This window comes from Lacunisphaera limnophila (genome assembly GCF_001746835.1).
Lineage (GTDB): Bacteria > Verrucomicrobiota > Verrucomicrobiia > Opitutales > Opitutaceae > Lacunisphaera > Lacunisphaera limnophila.
Genome location: NZ_CP016094.1, coordinates 2,719,413 through 2,737,590 on the forward strand (window position 1 = coordinate 2,719,413; position 18,178 = coordinate 2,737,590).

Consider the following 18,178-nt stretch of genomic DNA (forward strand, 5'->3'; position numbering starts at 1 on the left):
AAGGGTGAAAGCGGCGCTCAGTTCTGGGGAAAGAGCGACTTCACGAGCGGGCCGCCCTGCTTGATGAACTGCGGCGGGATCGCCGGCGGCTTTTTGAGCAGGTTCTGCGGGTTGTCGATCTGCTCGGCGTCGAAGAAGCCGTGCAGCTGGCGGATGCGGGTCGGGTGGCGCATCTTGCGGAGCGCCTTGGCCTCGATCTGGCGGATGCGCTCGCGGGTGACCTTGAATTGTTTACCGACCTCCTCGAGCGTGCGGCTGTAGCCGTCGACGAGGCCGAAGCGCAGGGTGAGCACGCGGCGCTCGCGCTCGGTGAGCGAGTCGAGCACGTCCATGATCTTCTCACGCAGGAGCGAGAAGGCGGTCATGTCGTAGGGATTGTCCGCGGACTTGTCCTCGATGAAGTCGCCGAAGCTGGTGTCGTCGCCGTCGCCGACGGGGGACTGGAGCGAGATGGGCTGCTGCGCCATCTTCATGATCTGCTGCACGCGTTCGACGGGCAGGTTCATTTCCTCGGCGACCTCCTCGGGGGTCGGCTCGTGGCCGAATTCCTGGAGGAGCTGCTTCTGGACCTGCATCACCTTGTTCAGCGTCTCGATCATGTGGACCGGGATGCGGATGGTGCGGGCCTGGTCGGCGATGGAGCGGGTGATGGCCTGGCGGATCCACCAGGTGGCGTAGGTGGAGAACTTGTAGCCGCGGCGGTACTCGAACTTCTCGACGGCCTTCATCAGGCCCATGTTGCCCTCCTGGATGAGGTCGAGGAAGGAGAGGCCGCGGTTCGTGTACTTCTTGGCGATCGAGATGACGAGACGCAGGTTGGCCTCGACCATCTCGGTCTTGGCCTGGTGGGCCTCGCGGATGTGGCCGCGGGCGACCTTCAGGGTGTCCATCAGCGCCTGCGGGGCGATGCGGAGGTCGGCCTCGAGATGCTTGAGCTTCGTGTTGACCGCGCGGACGTCGATGGCGGCGTCCTTCTTGGACTTGGGGTGCTTGGCGCGGTGGAGGTCGCTGAAGCACTTCTCGACGTCGTGGAGCTTCGGGCGGAGCTCGAGGAGGAAGTCCTCGAAGACCTTCAGCTTGAAGTAGTATTTGACGTAGCAGGCGCGCAGGACGTTGTCGCGTTTCTTGAAGCGGATGAGGGCGTTCTTCTTCGCCTTCTCATCCTTGGCCTTCTGGGCGTCGGCCCAGGCCTCGGTGGCGATGGCGTCGTTGCTGCGGGTGGTCTCGACGAGCTTCTGGAGGTTCTTGAAGTAGACCTCGCGGCTCTCGATCTTCTTGTCGATGACGAGGCGGTCGAAGCGCTCGGTGCGGAGGAGGAGTTTCTCGCCGAGGTCGGAGAGGTGCTTGCCGACGGGCCCGAGGGCGAAGAGGGCGGCGAGGGCGTTGATCTCGGCGGTCTCGATGCGCTTGGAGATCTCGACTTCCTGCTCGCGGGTGAGCAGCGGGACCTGGCCCATCTGCTTGAGGTACATCCGGACCGGGTCGTCGAGGATGTCGTTGTTCGACGTGCGGGATTCTTCCTCCTCGGCCTCCTCCTGGCGTTGCTTGTAGTTGTCGACCTCCTGCGGATCGAGGATGTCGATCTCGAGGTTCTGAAGGACGGAGATGACGTTCTCGATGTCCTCGGGATTGTCGACGGACTCGGGGAGGGCCTCGTTGATGTCGGCGTAGGTGAGGTAGCCCTGCTCCTTGGAGAGGCGGATCAGGTAACGGATCTTGTCGTTGAGGTCGCCGGAAAGGTTCTCGAGGGCCTTCTCCTTGAATTCCTTGGTGGCGTCGGGCGTGACCGGGGCGGCGGCAGCCGCGGGGGCAGCGGGGCGGGCGGGTTCGACGTGGGCCTTGGCGTGGGCCGCGGGTTTGGGCGCCTCGGGAGCGTGGGGCTTGGCGTGAGCTTTGGCGGGGGCGTGTTCCTTCGCGGGTTTCTTCGCGGCGGGGGCGGCTGGCTTGGATTTGCTCGGCATAACGTAATTAAGGTATCCCTGATGGGCTACGGCGCAAAGGGGGCATCCTGACAACTCAGGAAGCCAAGGAGAGCTTCGGCGGATTGAGGAGCTGTCGGGTGATAGCGGCGCGTTGTTTCAAGAGGGACGGTAAGGTCGGGTCACCTATCGCGCCTTTCGAGGCTATTTCAAGTTCTATTTGTTGCTTCTTCGGCTCTAGGAACCGCTTCTGCAAGTGGCGCAGGCCTTCGTTGGCGATCTTGACCCAATCTTCCTCGCCGGGGGTCTGGAAAAGCAGGGTGGCGGCAAGTGACTTTTCTTCCTCACTCTCAAGGAGTTGGTCGAGAGTTTCCCGGCCCTGCCAGCCGTTGTGCAGCACCTCCGCGAGGAGCTTGTCGAGCAGCAGTCCGGCGGTGCCGGTGGTGTCGATCCATTCGTGGGCCAGATGGGTGCTCAGGTCATGCAGGAGCGCCTCGTTGTGGAGGCAGACGTAGAGCAGGTGTTCCTCGTAGCCTTTGGTGTGGGTCTCGCCGTGGGTTGACGGGGTCGGAGCGGCGGGGTCCTTGCCCCCGGTGTAACGGCGTTTTTCGAGGATCGCGACCTCGCTGCGGATGGCGTCGGGTTGCACGCCGAGGAGAAGCGAGACCTGTTGCAGGTAGTCGTCGCGGGCCACTTGGGTTTCAGCCTGGAGGGCGATTTCGACCATGCTGCGCACGGCCTGCATGCGCTCGTTGAAGGAGGCCTTGGTGGGTTCGGGCAGGAAGGCCTGGCGGGCGAAGGGCATGGCGGCGAGCGCGCCGCGGCGGACCTCGTCGTAGGCGGTGAGGCCTTTTTCCAGGAAGAGCAGGTCGGGATCGAGCTTGGCGGCGCCGGCGAGGGTGAGGAAGCGGACCTCCAGTCCGGCCTTGAGCGCCATGGGGAGAAAGCGGAGCGCGGCTTTCTGGCCGGCGCTGTCGCTGTCGAAGAAGCACTCGACCTGGGCGTGGTAGCGCTTGAGCAGGGCCAGCTGGCCCTCGGTGATCGAGGTGCCCTGCGGGGCGATGGCGGTCTTGAGACCCACGCTCCAGCAGCGCAGGGCGTCGAGCTGGCCTTCGACGAGGACGAAGGGGTGGCCCTCGCCGGCGTGGCTGCGGGCGCGGTCGAGGTTGAAGAGCAGGTTGCTCTTCGTGAAGATCGGCGTCTCGGGGGAGTTGACGTATTTCGCCTCGTGCGAGGCGTCGTCCTGCGGGGTGAGCGTGAGCTGGCGCGCGGTGAACGCCACGATGCGGCCCTGGTGGTCGCGAATGGGGATCATCAGCCGGCCGCGGAAGCGCGGCCGCATCACGCCGAGGGTGGGGATCGCGCCGTCGCGGATGAAGAACAGGCCGCACTGGCGCAGGGCGTCCTCGGAAAATTTCCGTTTCAGCATCACGGCGGCGAGGCCGGTGTCATCCACCGGGGCAAAACCGATCTTGAATTCCTCGGCGAGTTCCGGGGCGAACTTGCGGTTCTGGACCCAGTAATCGCGGATGAAGTCGCCATGCGGGGTGGGGGCGAGGAAGGCGTGCCGGTAGAAGTCCGCGGCCAGGTCGTGGATGTCGAAGATCTCCTGCCGCAGCGAGCGGGTTTCCTTCGACGGGCCGCCGGAGCCCTCCTCGTACTCGAGGGTGAAGCCCGAGCGCTGCGCGATGGCCTCGACCGCCTCGGTGAAGGGCAGGCCCTCGGTCTCCATGACGAAGTTGATCGCGTCGCCCGCCTTGCCGCAGCCGAAGCACTTGAAGAAGCCCTTGTCGGCCGAGACGTTGAACGAGGGGGTCTTTTCGGCGTGGAACGGGCACAGGCCCTTGAAACGTCCGCCGCCGGCCTTCTTAAGCGCCACGACCCGGATGACCACATCGTGGATGTTCACCCGGTTTTTCAGGTCACGGAGGCTGTTGGCTTTGATGACGGGCACGGGAGGAAAAGGGGACGATAACAGGCCGACTTTGTCCAGCGTGGTTCAAGGGACAATCGCGGACCGGGGCCTTTCGACCGGGCAGATTAAACTTTTATCCGCGGGTGGTGTCTGTCAGGTTGCGCGTCCGTGTCGCTTCCCGGCCGGCCGCCTTTTTTCATGCGCCTTCCCTTGTTCATATCCACCCTGTGTTCCGTCCTCCTGGCCGCGGTCGGTCTGACCGCCGCCGAGCCCGCCCCCGCTCCGGGGCTGGTCTGGGAGCACGGGCTGGGCGATTTCAGCGACGCCGCCTACCGGTACGCCGTCGAGCAGACGATGCAGGCCTACGAGCAGAACACCGGGAAGCCGCTGGTGCCGGGCGCCAAGCGCAAGGCCGGCATCAAGATCTACGCCGATTCCGGCCCGGGGCTCTCCACGCCGTTTGGCCTCGTGCGCGCCGTGATCGCCGCGCTGGAGAAGCGCGGGTTTGAGAAGCAGGACATCTTCCTCGTCGGCCTGAACCCGCTGCGGCTGCGCCTCACCGGTTTCCTGCCGTCGTATTCCACCGGCGTCGCGCCGTTCCCGGGGCATCCGGTGTTCGTGCTCGAGTCGGGCAAGTTCTACGATCCGGCCTGGTTCTACGACAGCCCGCTGCCGGCGCGCTTCGATGCGATCCTGACCGAGCAGGCGGCGAAGAACGCGGCCGGCGGCCGGGCCGAGACGACCGTCGAGGAGGACCGCAAGAGCTTCCTCGCCACGCCGCTGTTCCTCGACGCCGATTTCTGGATCAACCTGCCGGTCTACACCGACCATCCCGTGCTGGGCATCAACGGCGCGCTGGTGAACGCCACGCTGTGGAATGCGAGCAACACCTTCCGATTCTTCAAGAGTCCCGCGACCGCGCCCGCCGCGGTGGCCGAGATGGCCGCGATCCCCGAACTGCGCGAGACCTGGGCGCTGACCTTCGCCAGCCTGCAGCTCTACCAGTTCATCGGCGGACCCTTCTTCAACTCGCTGTACACCGTCTCGGAGCCGCGGATCCTCGCCAGCGCCGACCCGGTGCTGCTCGATTCCGTGATGCTGGCGCGGATCAACACCGCCCGCAAACGCGCCGGCTTTGACCCGATTTCGGAGGACGACGCCCGCGTGCTGGAGTTCGCCCGGCAGCTCGGCGTGGGTTCGACCGACGTGGAACATGCGACGGTGACGAAGGTGGAGTGAGAAACTGTAGGGCGGGGTCTCAGAACCCCGCCTTGGTTCGATCACCTTATCGCGTTCGAGGCGGGGTTGCTTCGCCATCTCCGCCAAGCCTCCGTCGGAGACCCACCCCTACAAGCTAACCCAGCGTCGCGCGCAGGGCGCGCGCCTCGGCGGCGAGTTCCCGGGCGGCGGCGAGCAGGTCGTCTGATCCGGCCAGAGATGCGGTGGTGGCGGCGGCGACGGGGGATGATTTTTCCTCGGGGTCGCCCAGACCGCTTTCGCGGAAGTGGCGCAAACGGGCGAGGATGAGGTCGCGGATCTCGTCCGGGTTGGTCACGCTGTGAAAGAGGCCGAGGTGCATGTCATCTCCCTTGCCGTGGTGTTCGTCCGAATCGCCCCCGCCGCCGCCGGCGGACTGCACCTTCACATCGGACAGACCCAGCACGCGTTGCAGCGGGCCCTGGGAGACGATGACCTGCTGGATGTTGGCGAAGCTCATGGTGGACTCGTTGATTTTCCAGACGCCGTGGCGGATGCGGAGGCTGCGGTCGGTGACCATGTACCAGCGCAGGTCGTAGTCCATGCGGGCGAGGAGGAACGTCACGGGCAGCTGCAGCACGTAGAAGACAATACCGCTGAGTTCAAAAAACCAGATCACGAGCATGGCGCCGGACGGCAGCCGCGACAGGAAGCCGATCATACCGTTACGCCAGGCATAAAACCCCTGCAGCGGGCCGACCTTGCGCTTGTTTTTGCGGATTTCCTGAAATTCCTTCCCGGCGGCGGTCGCTTCATCCTTCAAGCCGTGGACCACTGAGTTAACCGCCTGCTCCATGTTTTGCTTTTCCGGCGCCGGCGCCGGGGCGGTGGTCTTGGCTTGGGCGTTCTGCTGCCGCTTGTCCTCGACGCGGTCGCCGAGGTCCGAGAAAACCCCGAGCCAGAAGATGATGCCGGCGAGGGCGCCGGCTTGGGCCACGCCCCATTTCAGCAGGCGTAGATTGAGAAAGTTTTTGCCGGCGCGGAAAACGCGGAGCGAGGCCGGATCGCCGTGGGGCGGCTGGGGCTCGGGCGGGACGCGCAGCCAGCGGAGCAGCAGGAGGGTGGCTCGAGAATACATGGCGGTCAGGTCCGGCGGCGGGCGAGTTCCTCGCGCAGGGCGCGCAGCTCGGCGACGGTTTCACGCAGGGCGGCGGCGACATCACCGTTTCCGGCGCCGGCGTGGGTGGCGTTCGCGGGCGCCGGGGCGTGGTGCGGATCCTTCACGCCCCGCATCCGGGCGTAGAGGAAGTCGCGCAGGGCTTCGAATTCCTTCAGGCCCTCGATCGTCATCTCGGCCGAGCTGCTCCCGGAGGCGGTCTGCACGAGGATGCGGGCGATCCCGAGCCAGCGCTCGACGATGTTGGACTGGAGGTGGATGTCCTGGATGCGCGCGTAGTTCACGATGATCTCACGCCGGAAAAGGATGCCCCAGCTCATGGAGATGCCGTCATCGGTGAACTTGTAACGCATGGTGCGGTACCGGAAATAGTAGTAGGGACCGGCGATCACGAGCAGCGGCGGAAAGACGAGGCAGCTGAGCAGGTAGTATTTCAGGAGGACCTGGTCAGGGCGTTCGATGGCCTGGATTTGCCGGTCGAGGGCGGGGTCGGTCATGGCGGGAGAAAAGCCGGGGTCGCGGCGGGGCGCAAGCCCGCGGCCATTGCACGGCCCGGGTTGTTTTCCAGCGTGGGCCGCACCTGGCCAATCGGGTCGGCGACAGATAGACTCTACCGGGGCGGCTCGATCCGGCTCAGGGCGGAGCGCACGCGGGGCGTCACCGGCTGACCGGTGGCGGTGTCCACGATCCAAAACTCGCAGTAGCTGTTCTGGCCGAAGAGCTGGGCGTCGCTGGCGAAACGCACCTCGTAAGCCGCGGCGCTGACGGCCTCGATGGCAAGGTCGGCGTGCGCGGCGAAGACCCCGCGATTGAAGCCGAGGGACACGCGGTGGGGCCCGGCCGGGAGCGCAATCGGCGTGCTCCAACCCGGGCGACCGCCGGCCACGGCCACGCCATCCACGGCGACCACATAGACCGTGAAGTTGTCCAGCATCGTGCTGGTTTCCTCGGAACCGGTGATGCTCGCGGGCGGGAGGGGGACCACCACCGATGGCGGGGGCGGGGCGGGCAGGGTGACGGCAGCCGCGGTGGGAGCCCGCGTGGGTGCTGTCGCCGGCACCGAGTCGGCCATGGGGGCCGGGGCGGGGGCGGGCCCGCCCAGGGGCGCGGTTGTGGTGCAACCGGTGAGCGCGGCCAAGGCCAGGATCAGGCAGAAGCGGCCGGGGGAAACGCTCATGGAATTTGGTTCAGCAAAAAGCGCACGGGGGACGTGCGCTTGATCGGGGCCGGTTGGGGTCGGGCGCTCAGTTGGCGGTGACGGTCACCGCGATGCTGCTCTCGCCGACGCTGCTGCGGAAGAAGAGCGAACCGGTGCCGGGCTTGCCGCCCTGGATCGGGACGGTGACGTCGGTCCGGCCGGCCTCCACCATGACGACGGGCATCACGACGCTTTCGGGGACATCGGTGGTCACGTCGATCAGCAGGCCGCCGGCGGGGGCGGGCTGCGGGATGGTGAAGGTGACGGCCTGTTGTTCGCCGGGGCGCAGCACGACGGCGCTCGGGCTGACCTGGAAGCTGATCGCATCGACGCGGAAGCTGCCCACGTCGAGACCGACGCCGGCACCGCGAATGGTGAGCTTGTAGCTGCGGCCGGGGACGACGGCCGGGACGAAGAAGCTGAGCGAACTGGGCGACTCGAAAACCGTGCGGGTGGGGTTGTTGTCGAAATAGACGAGGTCCGCGGTGGTGAAGCCGGCGCCGAGGATGCTGACGCGGGAGCCGACGGGCGCGCGGGTGGCTTCGGGACGGATCACGTAGCGGCCCGCGATCTTGAGGTGTTGGAGCTCGGAATAGAGGTCCATGGTCTCGGCGCTGCCCTTGGTCTGGTAGTCACAGATGAAATAGTAGGAAGCCGTGGTGCGGCCGGCGGGCAGCTGGTAGTCGAATTCCCAGATGTCGATGCCCGCGGGGCTGCGGTTCATGGCGTAGGCCGAGCCGTCAATGATGATGCGGGGGCGGATGGTGGCGGTCTCGACCTGGCTGCTGGCGCGGAAGCTCGCCGTGATCGTGTAGATCTGGGACGGATTCTGCGGCACGGTGTCGGGCGTCAGGTTGGTGATCGTGAGATTGCAGCCGGCGACCAGAAACAGCATGAGGGCCGCGGCGAGGGCCGGGAAAATTCTGCTCGCTAGGAGGGAGGGAGTCTTTTGCATGGGATGAAATTGACCGCCAACCGCGCAGGCTGTTGGCAGTTCGTAAATTGGAGAGATTCAATAATGCCCGGCTTCCCCTCAGCGCAAGAAAAAGAGCAGGCGCCCGAACCGGCGCCCGTGGGGGTCTATGTGCATGTGCCGTTTTGCGCGACAACTTGTGATTTTTGCGCCTTTTACCAGACCGTGCCGCGAGGCGACGCCGTGGTCCGCTACCTGGAGGGAATTGAGACCGAGGCCGGGTTGGTGAACTGGCCCGCGGCCACCGGTCCGGGGTCGGGCGCCCGACGGGTGACGACGGCGTTTTGGGGTGGGGGCACGCCCGGTCTGCTCAAGGCGTCCGAGCTGGAGCGGCTGGGGCGGACCATGCTGCTGTTTTGCGGTGCCCAGCCCACGGAGTGGAGTGTCGAGATGGCCCCGGCCACGGTCACGGCGGAGCGGCTGGCGGTGCTGAAGGCGCTGGGCGTGACCCGCATTTCGCTGGGGGTGCAGAGTTTCGACGACGCCCTGCTCGACGCGCTCGGCCGGCAGCACACCCCGGCCCAGATTTACCGGGCGTATGATCTGATCCGGGCGGCGGGTTTTGCCACCGTGAGCATGGACCTGATGTTCGCGCTGCCGGGCCAGACCGAGACGCAGTGGCGGGCGGATCTTGACGAGGCTCTGCGGCTCGCACCGGACCACCTGTCGACGTACTGTCTCACTTTCGAGGAGGACACCGCGCTCTGGGTGAAACTTTCGCAGGGCAAGGTGAAGCTCGATGCCGACAAGGAGGCGCTGTTTTACCAGCACACGTGGGACTACCTCGCGACGCGGGGCTATGCCCAGTATGAGGTCTCAAATTTCGCGCGACCCGGGCAGACCTGCCGGCACAATCTGAATACCTGGCACATGATGGAGTGGGTCGGCCTCGGTCCCTCCGCGGCCAGCCAGTATGAAGGCTGGCGCGGGTCGAACCCCGCGGACCTCGCGCGCTGGCTGGACGATGTGGCCGCGGGCCGTCGCGTCACCAGCGACCGGGTGGCGCTCACCCCGGAGCTGCTGGCGGCCGATGCCGTGATCTTTGGCCTGCGCATGAATGACGGGGTGTCGTTGCCGCGCCTGCGCCGGCGGTTCCCTTCCGCGCCTTGGGTCGGGCTCGAGGACTTGATTCCCCGTCTGCTGCTGGATGGTCTGCTCACCGCCACGGCGGAAGGCCGCATCCAACTGACCCCGCGCGGCCGGCTGGTGGCCGACGCGGTGGGAGTGGAGGTCATGGAAGCTTTCGAGGCGGTGCCGAGGGGGGCGGAGAAATGAGGGGGCGGTCCGAATGTCTCGCTCCCACAAAGGGAAGACATCTTATCCTGTTTGCTTTGCTCGCTCTCACCGCCTGCCAGCAGACGACCTCGGCGCCTCCTTATGAACCGCTCGTGGCCCGGCTCTTTCTTGAAACCCGGCCCGGTGAGGCCGGCATCACGGTGCGGCTGCCGGTGAGTGGCGTCGGGATCACGGTCGCGGCCAAGCCAGTGTTCGTCGAATATGATGTGCGCGACGCCGAGGCGGCCCGCGTGGATCTGGGGCCGTGCCTGTGGTTGCAGGTTACGCCCGCGGCGGCGCGCGATCTCTACCGCTTGTCGGTCTCCGCGGTGGGCCGTCGGCTGGTGCTGTTGCTCAACGACGAGCCCGTCGGGGTGCACCGGATCGAGCAGGCGTTGGCGGACGGCAGGTTGCTGGTTTTCGTGGAGCGGCCCGACGCCGAGCTGCCCGCCCTGGTGGAACGGTTGAAACGAACGACCGCCGACATCGCTGTTGCGGCCGCAAACAAATGATCCCAATGCCTGCAGACGGTATGGTCACCCCAAGCAAAAGAAACGCAGATTCCGGTCCGGGCCTGCCCACCGGCATTTTGCCCCGCGCACGCGGCACCCTCCGGGTTTTGATTCTGCTGGTGGGGGCGGGTTTGGCCGTCACGGGTTCCGCCCAGCGGGTCGAGATCAGCTGGCCGACGCCGAATCCCGCGTGGGAGCGCGGGCGCGCCTTCGACGCGTGGGTGCAGCCCACGGTCTCGGGGCAGGCGACCTCCGGGCTCTGGGGTTCGGTGCGGAGCAACGGCACGCAATTTCATGAGGGCCTCGACATCAAGCCGATGGGGCGCGACCGCAACGGCGAGGCGACCGACCCGGTGATGGCGGCGATGGATGGGGTGGTGCGCCACGTGAACACGCGGGCCGGGGACAGCAGCTACGGGAGGTATGTGGTGCTCGAGCATCCGGGCGTTACGCCGGCGGTCTACACGCTTTACGCGCATCTGGCCAAGGTAGAGCCCGGCCTCCGCACGGGCCTGACAGTGCGCCGTGGGCAGACCCTCGGCCTCATGGGGCGCAGCGCCGGTGGTTACGCGATCCCGAAGGACCGGGCGCACCTGCATTTCGAGATCGGACTGCGGCTGACCGACGATTTCAGCTCGTGGTTCACGTGGCGGAAATTCGGGAGTCCCAACCAGCACGGCCTGTACAACGGCATGAACCTGATGGGCATCGACCCGCGGGATTTCCTGGAGCGTTGGCGCAGCCGGCGGGTGGATAATTTCGCCCAGTTTTTCGCCGGCCGCGACTCGGCGGTGCGGCTGCGGGTCGTCACGACGCGCGTGCCGGACTTCATCCGGCGTTACCCGGCGCTGTTGCGCAAGCCGATGGACGGCCTCGTCGGCGGCTGGGAGGTGCAGTGTGATGTGACCGGCCTGCCCTTTGCCTGGACCCCGCTCAGTCCGACCCAGGTGGCGGGCCAGCGCGCCGGCACGGTCGAGATTTTGGACGTGGACAGTGCCGCGCTGCGTTCCTTCCGCGGCAAATCCCTCATCCGCACGCGCGGGGGTAAACCCACGCCGGGGCCGGACCTGACGACCATGCTGCAGCTGGTGTTCGGGTTGCGGTCGTGAGCGGAAGGCCGGGTTTGCGGGGCTCCCCCGCGGTCAGCGGCCGGCCTAAAACGGGATTGAACCTCAGCCGGCGGATCGGGGTATAAAGCCTTCTATTCAAGACAGGCGGGGTTCGGAGACCCCGCGCTACAATTTAGGCGCGGCCGGGGCGATGGGCGTGACGATGAATTCGCTCACCTTGGCGGGGACGTAGTATTGTTGGGCGAGGGCGGAGAGTTCGGCGGCGGTGATGCTTTCGTTGTCGGAGTAGCGGGTGCGGCTCCAGTCGAGGCGCTCGGGGAATTCCTGGGCGGCGGCGAGGACACTGCCGAGCCAGTAGCCGTTGGTGCGGGCGGATTCGCGGAGGGCGGTGAGCACGGGCTGGCGGGCGCGTTCCAGTTCCTCTTCGGTCACGCCGCCGGCGTGGAGGTCGGCGGCGACTTTCTTGATGGCATCCGCGATGAGACGGGTGTCGGCGGGGGCGACGGTGGCGTCGGCGATGAGCCAGCCGTAGCCGGGGTAGGTGTCGCTGAGGTCCGGGGCGGCATTGGGGCTGTAGGTGCCGGCCATTTTCTCGCGGATCTCGACGCGTAGGCGGTCGGCGAACACGTCGTTGAGGAGACGCAGGCGGCGGGAGAGCTTCACGTCGCGGGCGTCGGTGGCGGGCCAGTAGAGGCGCACGAGTGCCTTGGGGATCTCGGAAGTAATGGTGTATGCCTTGGCCAGCGGCTCCGCGGGCGGGGTCAGGCGGCGGGCCTCGGTGTAGGCGGGTTTCTTGTCGCGCTTGGGCAGGGCGCCGAAGGTGCGGGCGACGGCCTCGATCGCGGCGTCGGGTTCGAAGTCACCGACGAGGGTGATCTCAACCGGGCCGCGGGCGAACTGGGGCGCGAGCCAGGCCTTGAGCTCGTCGAGGGAGCGCGCGAGCAGGACCTCGCGGGCGGGCAGGCCGAAACGCGGGTCGCCGCCGGCGAGGAGGCCGGCGACTTCAAGCTGGAGTGGTCCCTCGGGCGTGTGGGGGAGGCGTTGGTAGAGCTGCTCGGCGGCCTTGTGGACCTGGCGGAGGGACTCGGGACGGAAGCCAGGATCGGTGACGTAGGCGCAGAAGAGCTGGAGTTGGAGGAGCAGGTCGGCGCGGTTGGTGGTGGCACCGAAACTGAAGGCGTCGCTTTGGGCCCCGAAGGACAACCCGACGGTACGGCCGGCGAGGAGGCGTTGCAGGTCGTCCACGCTGTGCCGGCCGAGGCCGCCGGTGGTGAACGCGACATTGGCGAGGAGCGGCAGGCCGGGCTGATCGGCGGGCGCGGTGAGCGTGCCGCCGCCGAGGCGGATGTTGAGGCGGATGCGGCCCGCCTCGAAATCGGTGGGCTTGAGGTTGAGGCGGACGCCATTCTTGAACGCCAGGAGGGTGGCGCCGAGGTCCGTGACCTCGGTGCGCTCGTCGACCTTGCCGGGTTTGCCGAAGTCGGTGTAGGCGAACGCGGCCGCCGCGATCTTGGGCGGCGCGGCGACGACGGTGCGGGTGCTGGCGGTGTAGGCGGCGGCGATGTTTTGCGGCGCGCGCGGGATCTGGACGTTGCCGCTGACGAAGAGCTTGCGGCCGGCGGCCTCGGCCCAGGTGGCGCGGAGGTCGGCGGTGCAGGCCTCGGGCGTGAGGGTGGCGAGGGCGGGCTGGTAAAGGCGCTGGTCGGCGATGGGGTGGGTGGGGACCGCGTCGTCGATGAGACTGCCGGTGAGGAAGTCGGCCAGGCCGTTGGAGCGGCGGGTGGGGGCGGTGCGCACGGCCTGCTCCAGGTTGTTGGTCATCTCGGCGACGACCTCGGCCAGTTCCTCGGGTTGGAAACCGTGTTCCAGGGCGCGGCGGAGTTCCTGCTCGGCAACCGCGAGCGCGGCGGTCCACTGGTCAGGCCGGCAGTTGAGCTCGATGGCGGCGTTGCGGAACAGGTCGAACTGTTCGCTGATGCCGACGATGCCGCTGAGGAACGGGGCGTTTTCCGCCTTCGCCAGGATGGAAAGGCGGCGGTTGAGCATGCGGAGGGCCAGCGTGCGGGGGAGGTACTGCAGGCGGTTGGCCGCGGTGTCGGGCTCGAACGCGTAAGGGACGACGGTCTGGATGGAGACGTTGGTGCCGCCGGCCTCCATCTCGGGATGGAGCTGGGCCTCGATCGTCGCACTGGGGTTGACCAGGCCGAGGCGCGGCTCGGGGGCGCGGGAGCGCGGGCGGTGACGGCGCCGAGGATCTCGCGGACGACCGGCTCGACCTGGAGGGGTTCGATGTCGCCGACGAGCACGAGGATCATGCGGTCGGGGCGGTACCAGCTGTCGTAGTACTCGACGAAGCGTTCGCGGCCGGCGGTGCGGAGGACCTCCTCCGTGCCGATGGGGAGGCGCTGCGGGAGGCGGGTCTCGGGCACCAGGAACTCGAGCTCGGCCATGAAGGTGCGGAGGGCGACCGAGTCGCGGGCGCGTTTCTCGCTGAGGATGATGCCGCGCTCCTTGTCGATTTCCTGCGGGTCGAGGAGCAGGCCGTCGGCGACGTCGGCGAACCAGGTTAGGGATTCGCGCAGGGTCTCGGGCTTGGTGTCGGGCAGTTCGAGCTGGTAGATGGTGCGGTCGAAACCGGTGGAGGCGTTGGTGTCGCCGCCAAAGTCCATGCCGAGCTTCTGGAAGAACTCGATGACATTGGCCGCGGGGAAGCGCCGGCTGCCATTGAAGGCCATGTGCTCGAGGAAGTGGGCCACGCCGCGCTGGTTCTCATTCTCGTGGAGCGAACCGGCCTTGATGGCGAGGCGGGCGCTGATGCGGCCCTGGGGCTCGGCGTTGCGGAGGAGGGCATAGCGGAGGCCGTTGTCGAGCCGGCCCCACTTGATGCCGGGATCGGCGGGCAGGTCGCTGGCCTGGTGGGCGAAGTCGGCGGCGGACAGCGTCGCGAGCGGCAGAAGGATCAGGGCAAAGGCCAGACGCGCGGCGCGGGCGGGAAAGGAAAGCAGCTTCATGCGGGGCAAATTGACAGCAGGACGGGCCGGAAGTGCAAGGTCGGGTTGGAAGGAGCGTGCGCCACCCGGTCGGGACGGCGCGGGCTGGCACGGTCCGTCCAAGTGCCGGGACCAGAGCAACATGTTGCCGGCCAAGTCCCGCAAAATACGCCGGGACTTTTGTGTGGCCAAGGGCCGGGGCCGCGACCTTGCTTGGCGGGATGAAGACGAAAGCCAAAGCCCAGCCCAAACCCGAACTCGTCAACGCCAAGCTGGCCCGCAAGAAGGGCCCGGTTTCCCGGTTCATCGCCCACAATTACCGGCACTTCAACAGCGCCGCCCTGCTCGACACGGCGAAGGGTTATGAGACCCACCTGCAGGCGGGGGGCAAGATGCTCGTGACGCTGGCCGGAGCGATGTCCACGGCCGAGCTGGGCATCACGCTTGCCGAGATGATCCGACAGGACAAGGTCCACGCCATCGTCTGCACCGGCGCGAACCTGGAAGAAGACATCTTCAACCTGGTCGCCCACGACTATTATGAGCGCGTGCCGCATTACCGGCACCTGACGGCTGACGACGAACAGGCCCTGCTCGACCGGCACATGAACCGCGTGACCGACACCTGCATCCCCGAGGGCGAGGCCATGCGCCGGATCGAGGCCGCCGTGGCGGAGGAGTGGGTGGCCGCCGACCGCGCGGGCCAGAGCTTTTTCCCGCACGAGTTCATGTTCAAGATCCTGCGTTCCGGGAAACTGAAGAAGTCCTACCAAATCGACCCGAAGAATTCCTGGATGCTCGCCGCCTGCGAGAAGAACCTGCCCATCATCGTGCCCGGCTGGGAGGACTCAACCCTGGGCAACATGTATGCCGGCCGCGTCATCACGGGTGAGATCACGCGGGTGCACACGGTCCGCACCGGCATCGAGTACATGGCGTGGTTCGCCGGCTGGTACACGAAGACGGCGAAGCGGCTGCGCACTGGTGAGGGTTCGATCGGGTTCTTCCAGATCGGCGGCGGCATCGCGGGTGACTTTCCGATCTGCGTCGTGCCGATGCTGCACCAGGACCTGGGCCGCCGGAGCGTGCCGCTCTGGGGCTATTTCGCCCAGATCAGCGACTCGACCACGAGTTACGGCAGTTATTCGGGGGCCGTGCCCAACGAGAAGATCACCTGGGGCAAGCTCGGGGCGAAGACGCCGCAGTTCATCGTCGAGAGCGACGCCACGATCGTGGCGCCGCTGATCTTCAGCTGGGTCCTGGGCCACTAAAGCGACCTGAATTGAACCCCAGAGGCACAGCGTTCATGGAGAAGTCTGGTTTGCGCGGTGACCTCCGTGTCTCGGTGGTTGGATCAAATTGACCGCGCTGCCACCCGTGATCTGGATCTACCGCATCCTTGTCCTGCCGGGGCTGGTGCTTGCGGTGCCGTATTTTCTCTGGCTGATGCGGCGGCGCGGGGGGCATGTGGAAAACCTCGGCCACCGCTTCGGCGGGACCGATCCGTTGCCGCCCAAGGTGGCCGGGCGCAAGCGCGTGTGGCTGCAGGCCGTGAGCGTGGGGGAGATGCTTGCCATCGCCCCGCTGCTGGAAGCCTTCCGGCGCGAGGGGAACGCGGAAGTCTACCTCACCACGACGACCAGCACGGGGTACCGGCTGGCGCAGGAGAAGTACGCCGCGCTGACCATCGGCATCGGCTACTTTCCGTTCGATTTCTGGGCCTTCAGCGAGCGTGCGTGGTGGCGGGTGCGGCCCGACCTGTGCATCCTGATGGAAGGCGAGCGCTGGCCGGAGCACGTGCACCAGGCCGCGCTCCATGGCGTGCCGGTGCTGAGCATCAATGCGCGGCTGTCCGACCGGAGCTACCGGCGCCTGATGCGCTTCCGCTCCGTGGTCGGCCCGCTCTCGCGGGGAATCACCCGCACGCTGTGCGCGGCGCGGCGCGATGAACAGCGGTTCAAGCTGCTGGGTTTCCCGGCGGAACGGCTCGTGACGACGGGCAACATGAAACTCGATGTGGACATCCCGCTGCTCCCGTCCGCCGAGCTGGCGCGCCTGCGGCATGAGCTGGGCCTCGGCGACGGATTGGTGCTGCTCGGTTCCTCCACCTGGCCGGGTGAGGAAGCGGCGCTGCTCGCGGCCCTGCAGTCCGCCCGCCGCCGGGGACTGGTCGCGTCGTTGCTGCTGGTGCCGCGGCACTCGGAGCGGCGGGAGGAGTTGCGGGCCCTGCTGGATGGGAGCGGTTTCACCTTTCACTTCCGTTCCGTCGGTCCGGCGCCCGGTCCCGTGGATGTCGTGGTCGGCGACACGACCGGCGAGTTGCGGAAGTTCACGCAGCTGGCCGACCTGGTCTTCGTGGGCAAGAGCCTCGCCCCGCACGACGGGGGGCAGACGCCGGTCGAGGCGGCGATCCTGGAGAAACCGTTGTTGCACGGCCCGCACATGACCAATTTTCGCCAGATTATCCGCGGCCTGACCGAGGCCGGCGCCGTGCGGAAGGTCGAGACCCACGAAGAACTAACCCGGGTGGCGGTGGACTTGCTGGCCGATGAGGCGCAGCGAAAAGCGCTCACCGCATCCGCCCACGCCTGGCATGAAGCTAACCGCGGCGCGACGGAGCGGACGGTGGCGGTCATCCGGGAAATGCTCAGGCGCTAGGAGGCGCCCGGGCTCACCTAGGGGCACAGCGGCGCACCAGGCCAGATGTTCACCGCACCGTCGCGGCGGCGGCCCGGCTGGGCATAGCGGCCGGCCGGGTGGTGGCGGCGGGCGGGGTGGGCGACGGGAGGCCCGGGCTGTGTTCCAGCACCTGCCGGGCGATGGTCCGAGCCGCGGTGGGTTGGGCGAGGGACTGGAGGTTCCTGCGCCAGTGCCGCCAGAGGGCGGCATCGTGGGCGAAGGCGCGGTGGAGCGTGGCGGCAATCGCGGGCGGCGTGGTGGCGAGGGCGCCGGTGTCGTGCCGGCGCAGGAGCTCGTAGTTGCCCTCCTCCTGTCCGGGGACGATCTGGCTGACGATCATCGGGCAGTGGGCATTGATGGATTCCTGGGTGGTCGCGCCGCCGGCCTTGCTGATGACGACGTGGTGGGTCATCAGCAGCTCGGGAATGCGGTCGGTCCAGCCAAGGATCTGGGCCGACGCCGGGGCATCGGCGACGAGCGCCTCCAGTTCCTGGCGGAGCTTGAGGTCACGACCGGCGGTGAAGGTGATCTGCCAGCCGCGGTGCTGGAGCAGTTCGCGGGCGATGGCGAGGGCCGCGCTCCGGCCGGAGTTTATCATGAAAAGGATCCGGCGCGGGGTTGCCGGCGAGGGCTCGGGCGGCTGCCACAGACCGGGCCGGTCGGCGAAAGCGGAGGCGACGGGAAAGCCGCTGACGTGGACCCGTTCGTCCCGCACCCCGCGGGCACGGAGGAAGGAGGCGGAGTCATGATCGGTCACAAACCAGCCGGCGGAGGGCGGCCGGTACCAGAGCGAGTTGATTGTGAGCGCGTCGGTGATGACGGTGTAATGCGGGCAAAAAACCTGACCATCGGCGCGGAGGCGCGCGAGCAGCCACGCGTAGACCGGGTACGTGGAGACGATCGCCGTGGGTTGCTTTTCCGCGATGAGGCGGCCCAGCAGGTGGCGATGACTGCCGAGCGTACGGAACAGCGCCGGGGCCCGGGACGACTCGTCCAACCACCGGTAGATGCGGCTCCAAAGATCGGGGGCCGTGTTGATGAGCCCGAGGTAGCCGCGGCGGGAGAGGTCATTGAGGCGGGGGGCGCGCAGGGCGAAGAGATCGACCAGTTCAGCGGCGACGCCGGGTTGTTCGTTGAAGGCCGTCTGGAGGGCGCGGGCGGCGCTGTTGTGGCCTTCGCCGTAGCCGGCGGTCAGGATAAGGATGCGTTTCATGGGGGAGAGGCGGGTGCGGCGCTCGTGAACGCAGGGTGCGGGGCACGGCGTTCACGGACT

The 18,178-nt window shown here is 67.3% G+C and carries 15 protein-coding genes; 6 read left to right on the plus strand and 9 right to left on the minus strand.

The features are described 5' to 3' along the window. Positions 1-17: 17 nt before the first annotated feature. Together rpoD and dnaG are read right to left on the minus strand one after the other, a co-directional pair. A complete protein-coding gene (gene rpoD / locus Verru16B_RS19200; RefSeq protein ID WP_083270293.1) occupies positions 18-1,961 on the minus strand; it encodes an RNA polymerase sigma factor RpoD in 1,944 nt (647 codons plus the stop codon). 55 nt (positions 1,962-2,016) lie between these two features. After that, positions 2,017-3,873, minus strand: a complete 1,857-nt coding sequence (gene dnaG, locus Verru16B_RS11320) for a DNA primase (protein WP_069962386.1) — start codon at positions 3,871-3,873, stop codon at positions 2,017-2,019. A 159-nt stretch (positions 3,874-4,032) separates the two neighbouring features. Here dnaG and Verru16B_RS11325 point away from each other — a divergent pair, with 159 nt between their 5' ends. Then, positions 4,033-5,073 carry a DUF362 domain-containing protein gene (locus tag Verru16B_RS11325; protein ID WP_069962387.1) on the plus strand — a complete coding sequence of 347 codons (1,041 nt, stop codon included), beginning with the start codon at positions 4,033-4,035 and terminating at the stop codon, positions 5,071-5,073. A 115-nt stretch (positions 5,074-5,188) separates the two neighbouring features. On the opposite strand, the gene Verru16B_RS11330 is transcribed toward Verru16B_RS11325, so the two are convergent. From Verru16B_RS11330 to Verru16B_RS11345, 4 genes are all read right to left on the minus strand, one after another. After that, entirely contained in the window at positions 5,189-6,169 is a 981-nt protein-coding gene (locus Verru16B_RS11330) for a PH domain-containing protein (protein ID WP_069962388.1), read from the minus strand. A 5-nt stretch (positions 6,170-6,174) separates the two neighbouring features. Continuing rightward, complete coding sequence (locus Verru16B_RS11335) at positions 6,175-6,705, minus strand: PH domain-containing protein (RefSeq protein WP_069962389.1); 531 nt, start codon at positions 6,703-6,705, stop codon at positions 6,175-6,177. 113 nt (positions 6,706-6,818) lie between these two features. Continuing rightward, positions 6,819-7,385 (minus strand): hypothetical protein, encoded by a 567-nt coding sequence (locus Verru16B_RS11340; RefSeq protein WP_069962390.1) that lies wholly within the window; start codon positions 7,383-7,385, stop codon positions 6,819-6,821. Between the two features lie 67 nt (positions 7,386-7,452). Then, positions 7,453-8,361: an IPT/TIG domain-containing protein gene (locus Verru16B_RS11345; RefSeq protein ID WP_069962391.1), complete on the minus strand. Its 909-nt coding sequence runs from the start codon at positions 8,359-8,361 to the stop codon at positions 7,453-7,455. A gap of 63 nt (positions 8,362-8,424) precedes the next feature. Here Verru16B_RS11345 and hemW point away from each other — a divergent pair, with 63 nt between their 5' ends. The 3 genes from hemW (at position 8,425) to Verru16B_RS11360 (ending at position 11,275) form a co-directional block, all read left to right on the plus strand. Continuing rightward, on the plus strand, positions 8,425-9,654 hold the full coding sequence (gene hemW / locus Verru16B_RS11350) for a radical SAM family heme chaperone HemW (protein WP_069962392.1): 1,230 nt from the start codon (positions 8,425-8,427) through the stop codon (positions 9,652-9,654). 56 nt (positions 9,655-9,710) lie between these two features. Next, the gene (locus Verru16B_RS11355) at positions 9,711-10,166 is read left to right on the plus strand and encodes a hypothetical protein (RefSeq protein ID WP_083270294.1); all 456 of its coding nucleotides are present in this window, start codon (positions 9,711-9,713) and stop codon (positions 10,164-10,166) included. 77 nt (positions 10,167-10,243) lie between these two features. After that, entirely contained in the window at positions 10,244-11,275 is a 1,032-nt protein-coding gene (locus tag Verru16B_RS11360) for a M23 family metallopeptidase (RefSeq protein WP_237023398.1), read from the plus strand. Positions 11,276-11,401: 126 nt separating this feature from the next. On the opposite strand, the gene Verru16B_RS18880 is transcribed toward Verru16B_RS11360, so the two are convergent. Beyond that, a complete protein-coding gene (locus tag Verru16B_RS18880; protein WP_237023509.1) occupies positions 11,402-13,057 on the minus strand; it encodes a M16 family metallopeptidase in 1,656 nt (551 codons plus the stop codon). Then, positions 13,054-14,247, minus strand: a complete 1,194-nt coding sequence (locus tag Verru16B_RS18885; RefSeq protein ID WP_237023399.1) for a M16 family metallopeptidase — start codon at positions 14,245-14,247, stop codon at positions 13,054-13,056. Before Verru16B_RS18885 ends, Verru16B_RS18880 begins: the two co-directional genes overlap by 4 nt. A gap of 200 nt (positions 14,248-14,447) precedes the next feature. On the opposite strand from Verru16B_RS18885, the gene Verru16B_RS11370 reads away from it, so the two are divergent. Together Verru16B_RS11370 and Verru16B_RS11375 are read left to right on the plus strand one after the other, a co-directional pair. After that, positions 14,448-15,497, plus strand: coding sequence for a deoxyhypusine synthase family protein (locus Verru16B_RS11370; protein ID WP_083270296.1), 1,050 nt, complete (start codon positions 14,448-14,450; stop codon positions 15,495-15,497). 88 nt (positions 15,498-15,585) lie between these two features. Continuing rightward, positions 15,586-16,884: a 3-deoxy-D-manno-octulosonic acid transferase gene (locus Verru16B_RS11375; RefSeq protein ID WP_237023400.1), complete on the plus strand. Its 1,299-nt coding sequence runs from the start codon at positions 15,586-15,588 to the stop codon at positions 16,882-16,884. A 49-nt stretch (positions 16,885-16,933) separates the two neighbouring features. Here the strand turns inward: Verru16B_RS11375 and Verru16B_RS11380 are convergent, their stop codons facing one another. Further along, positions 16,934-18,118 carry an MGDG synthase family glycosyltransferase gene (locus Verru16B_RS11380; protein ID WP_069962395.1) on the minus strand — a complete coding sequence of 395 codons (1,185 nt, stop codon included), beginning with the start codon at positions 18,116-18,118 and terminating at the stop codon, positions 16,934-16,936. Positions 18,119-18,178: the final 60 nt, after the last annotated feature.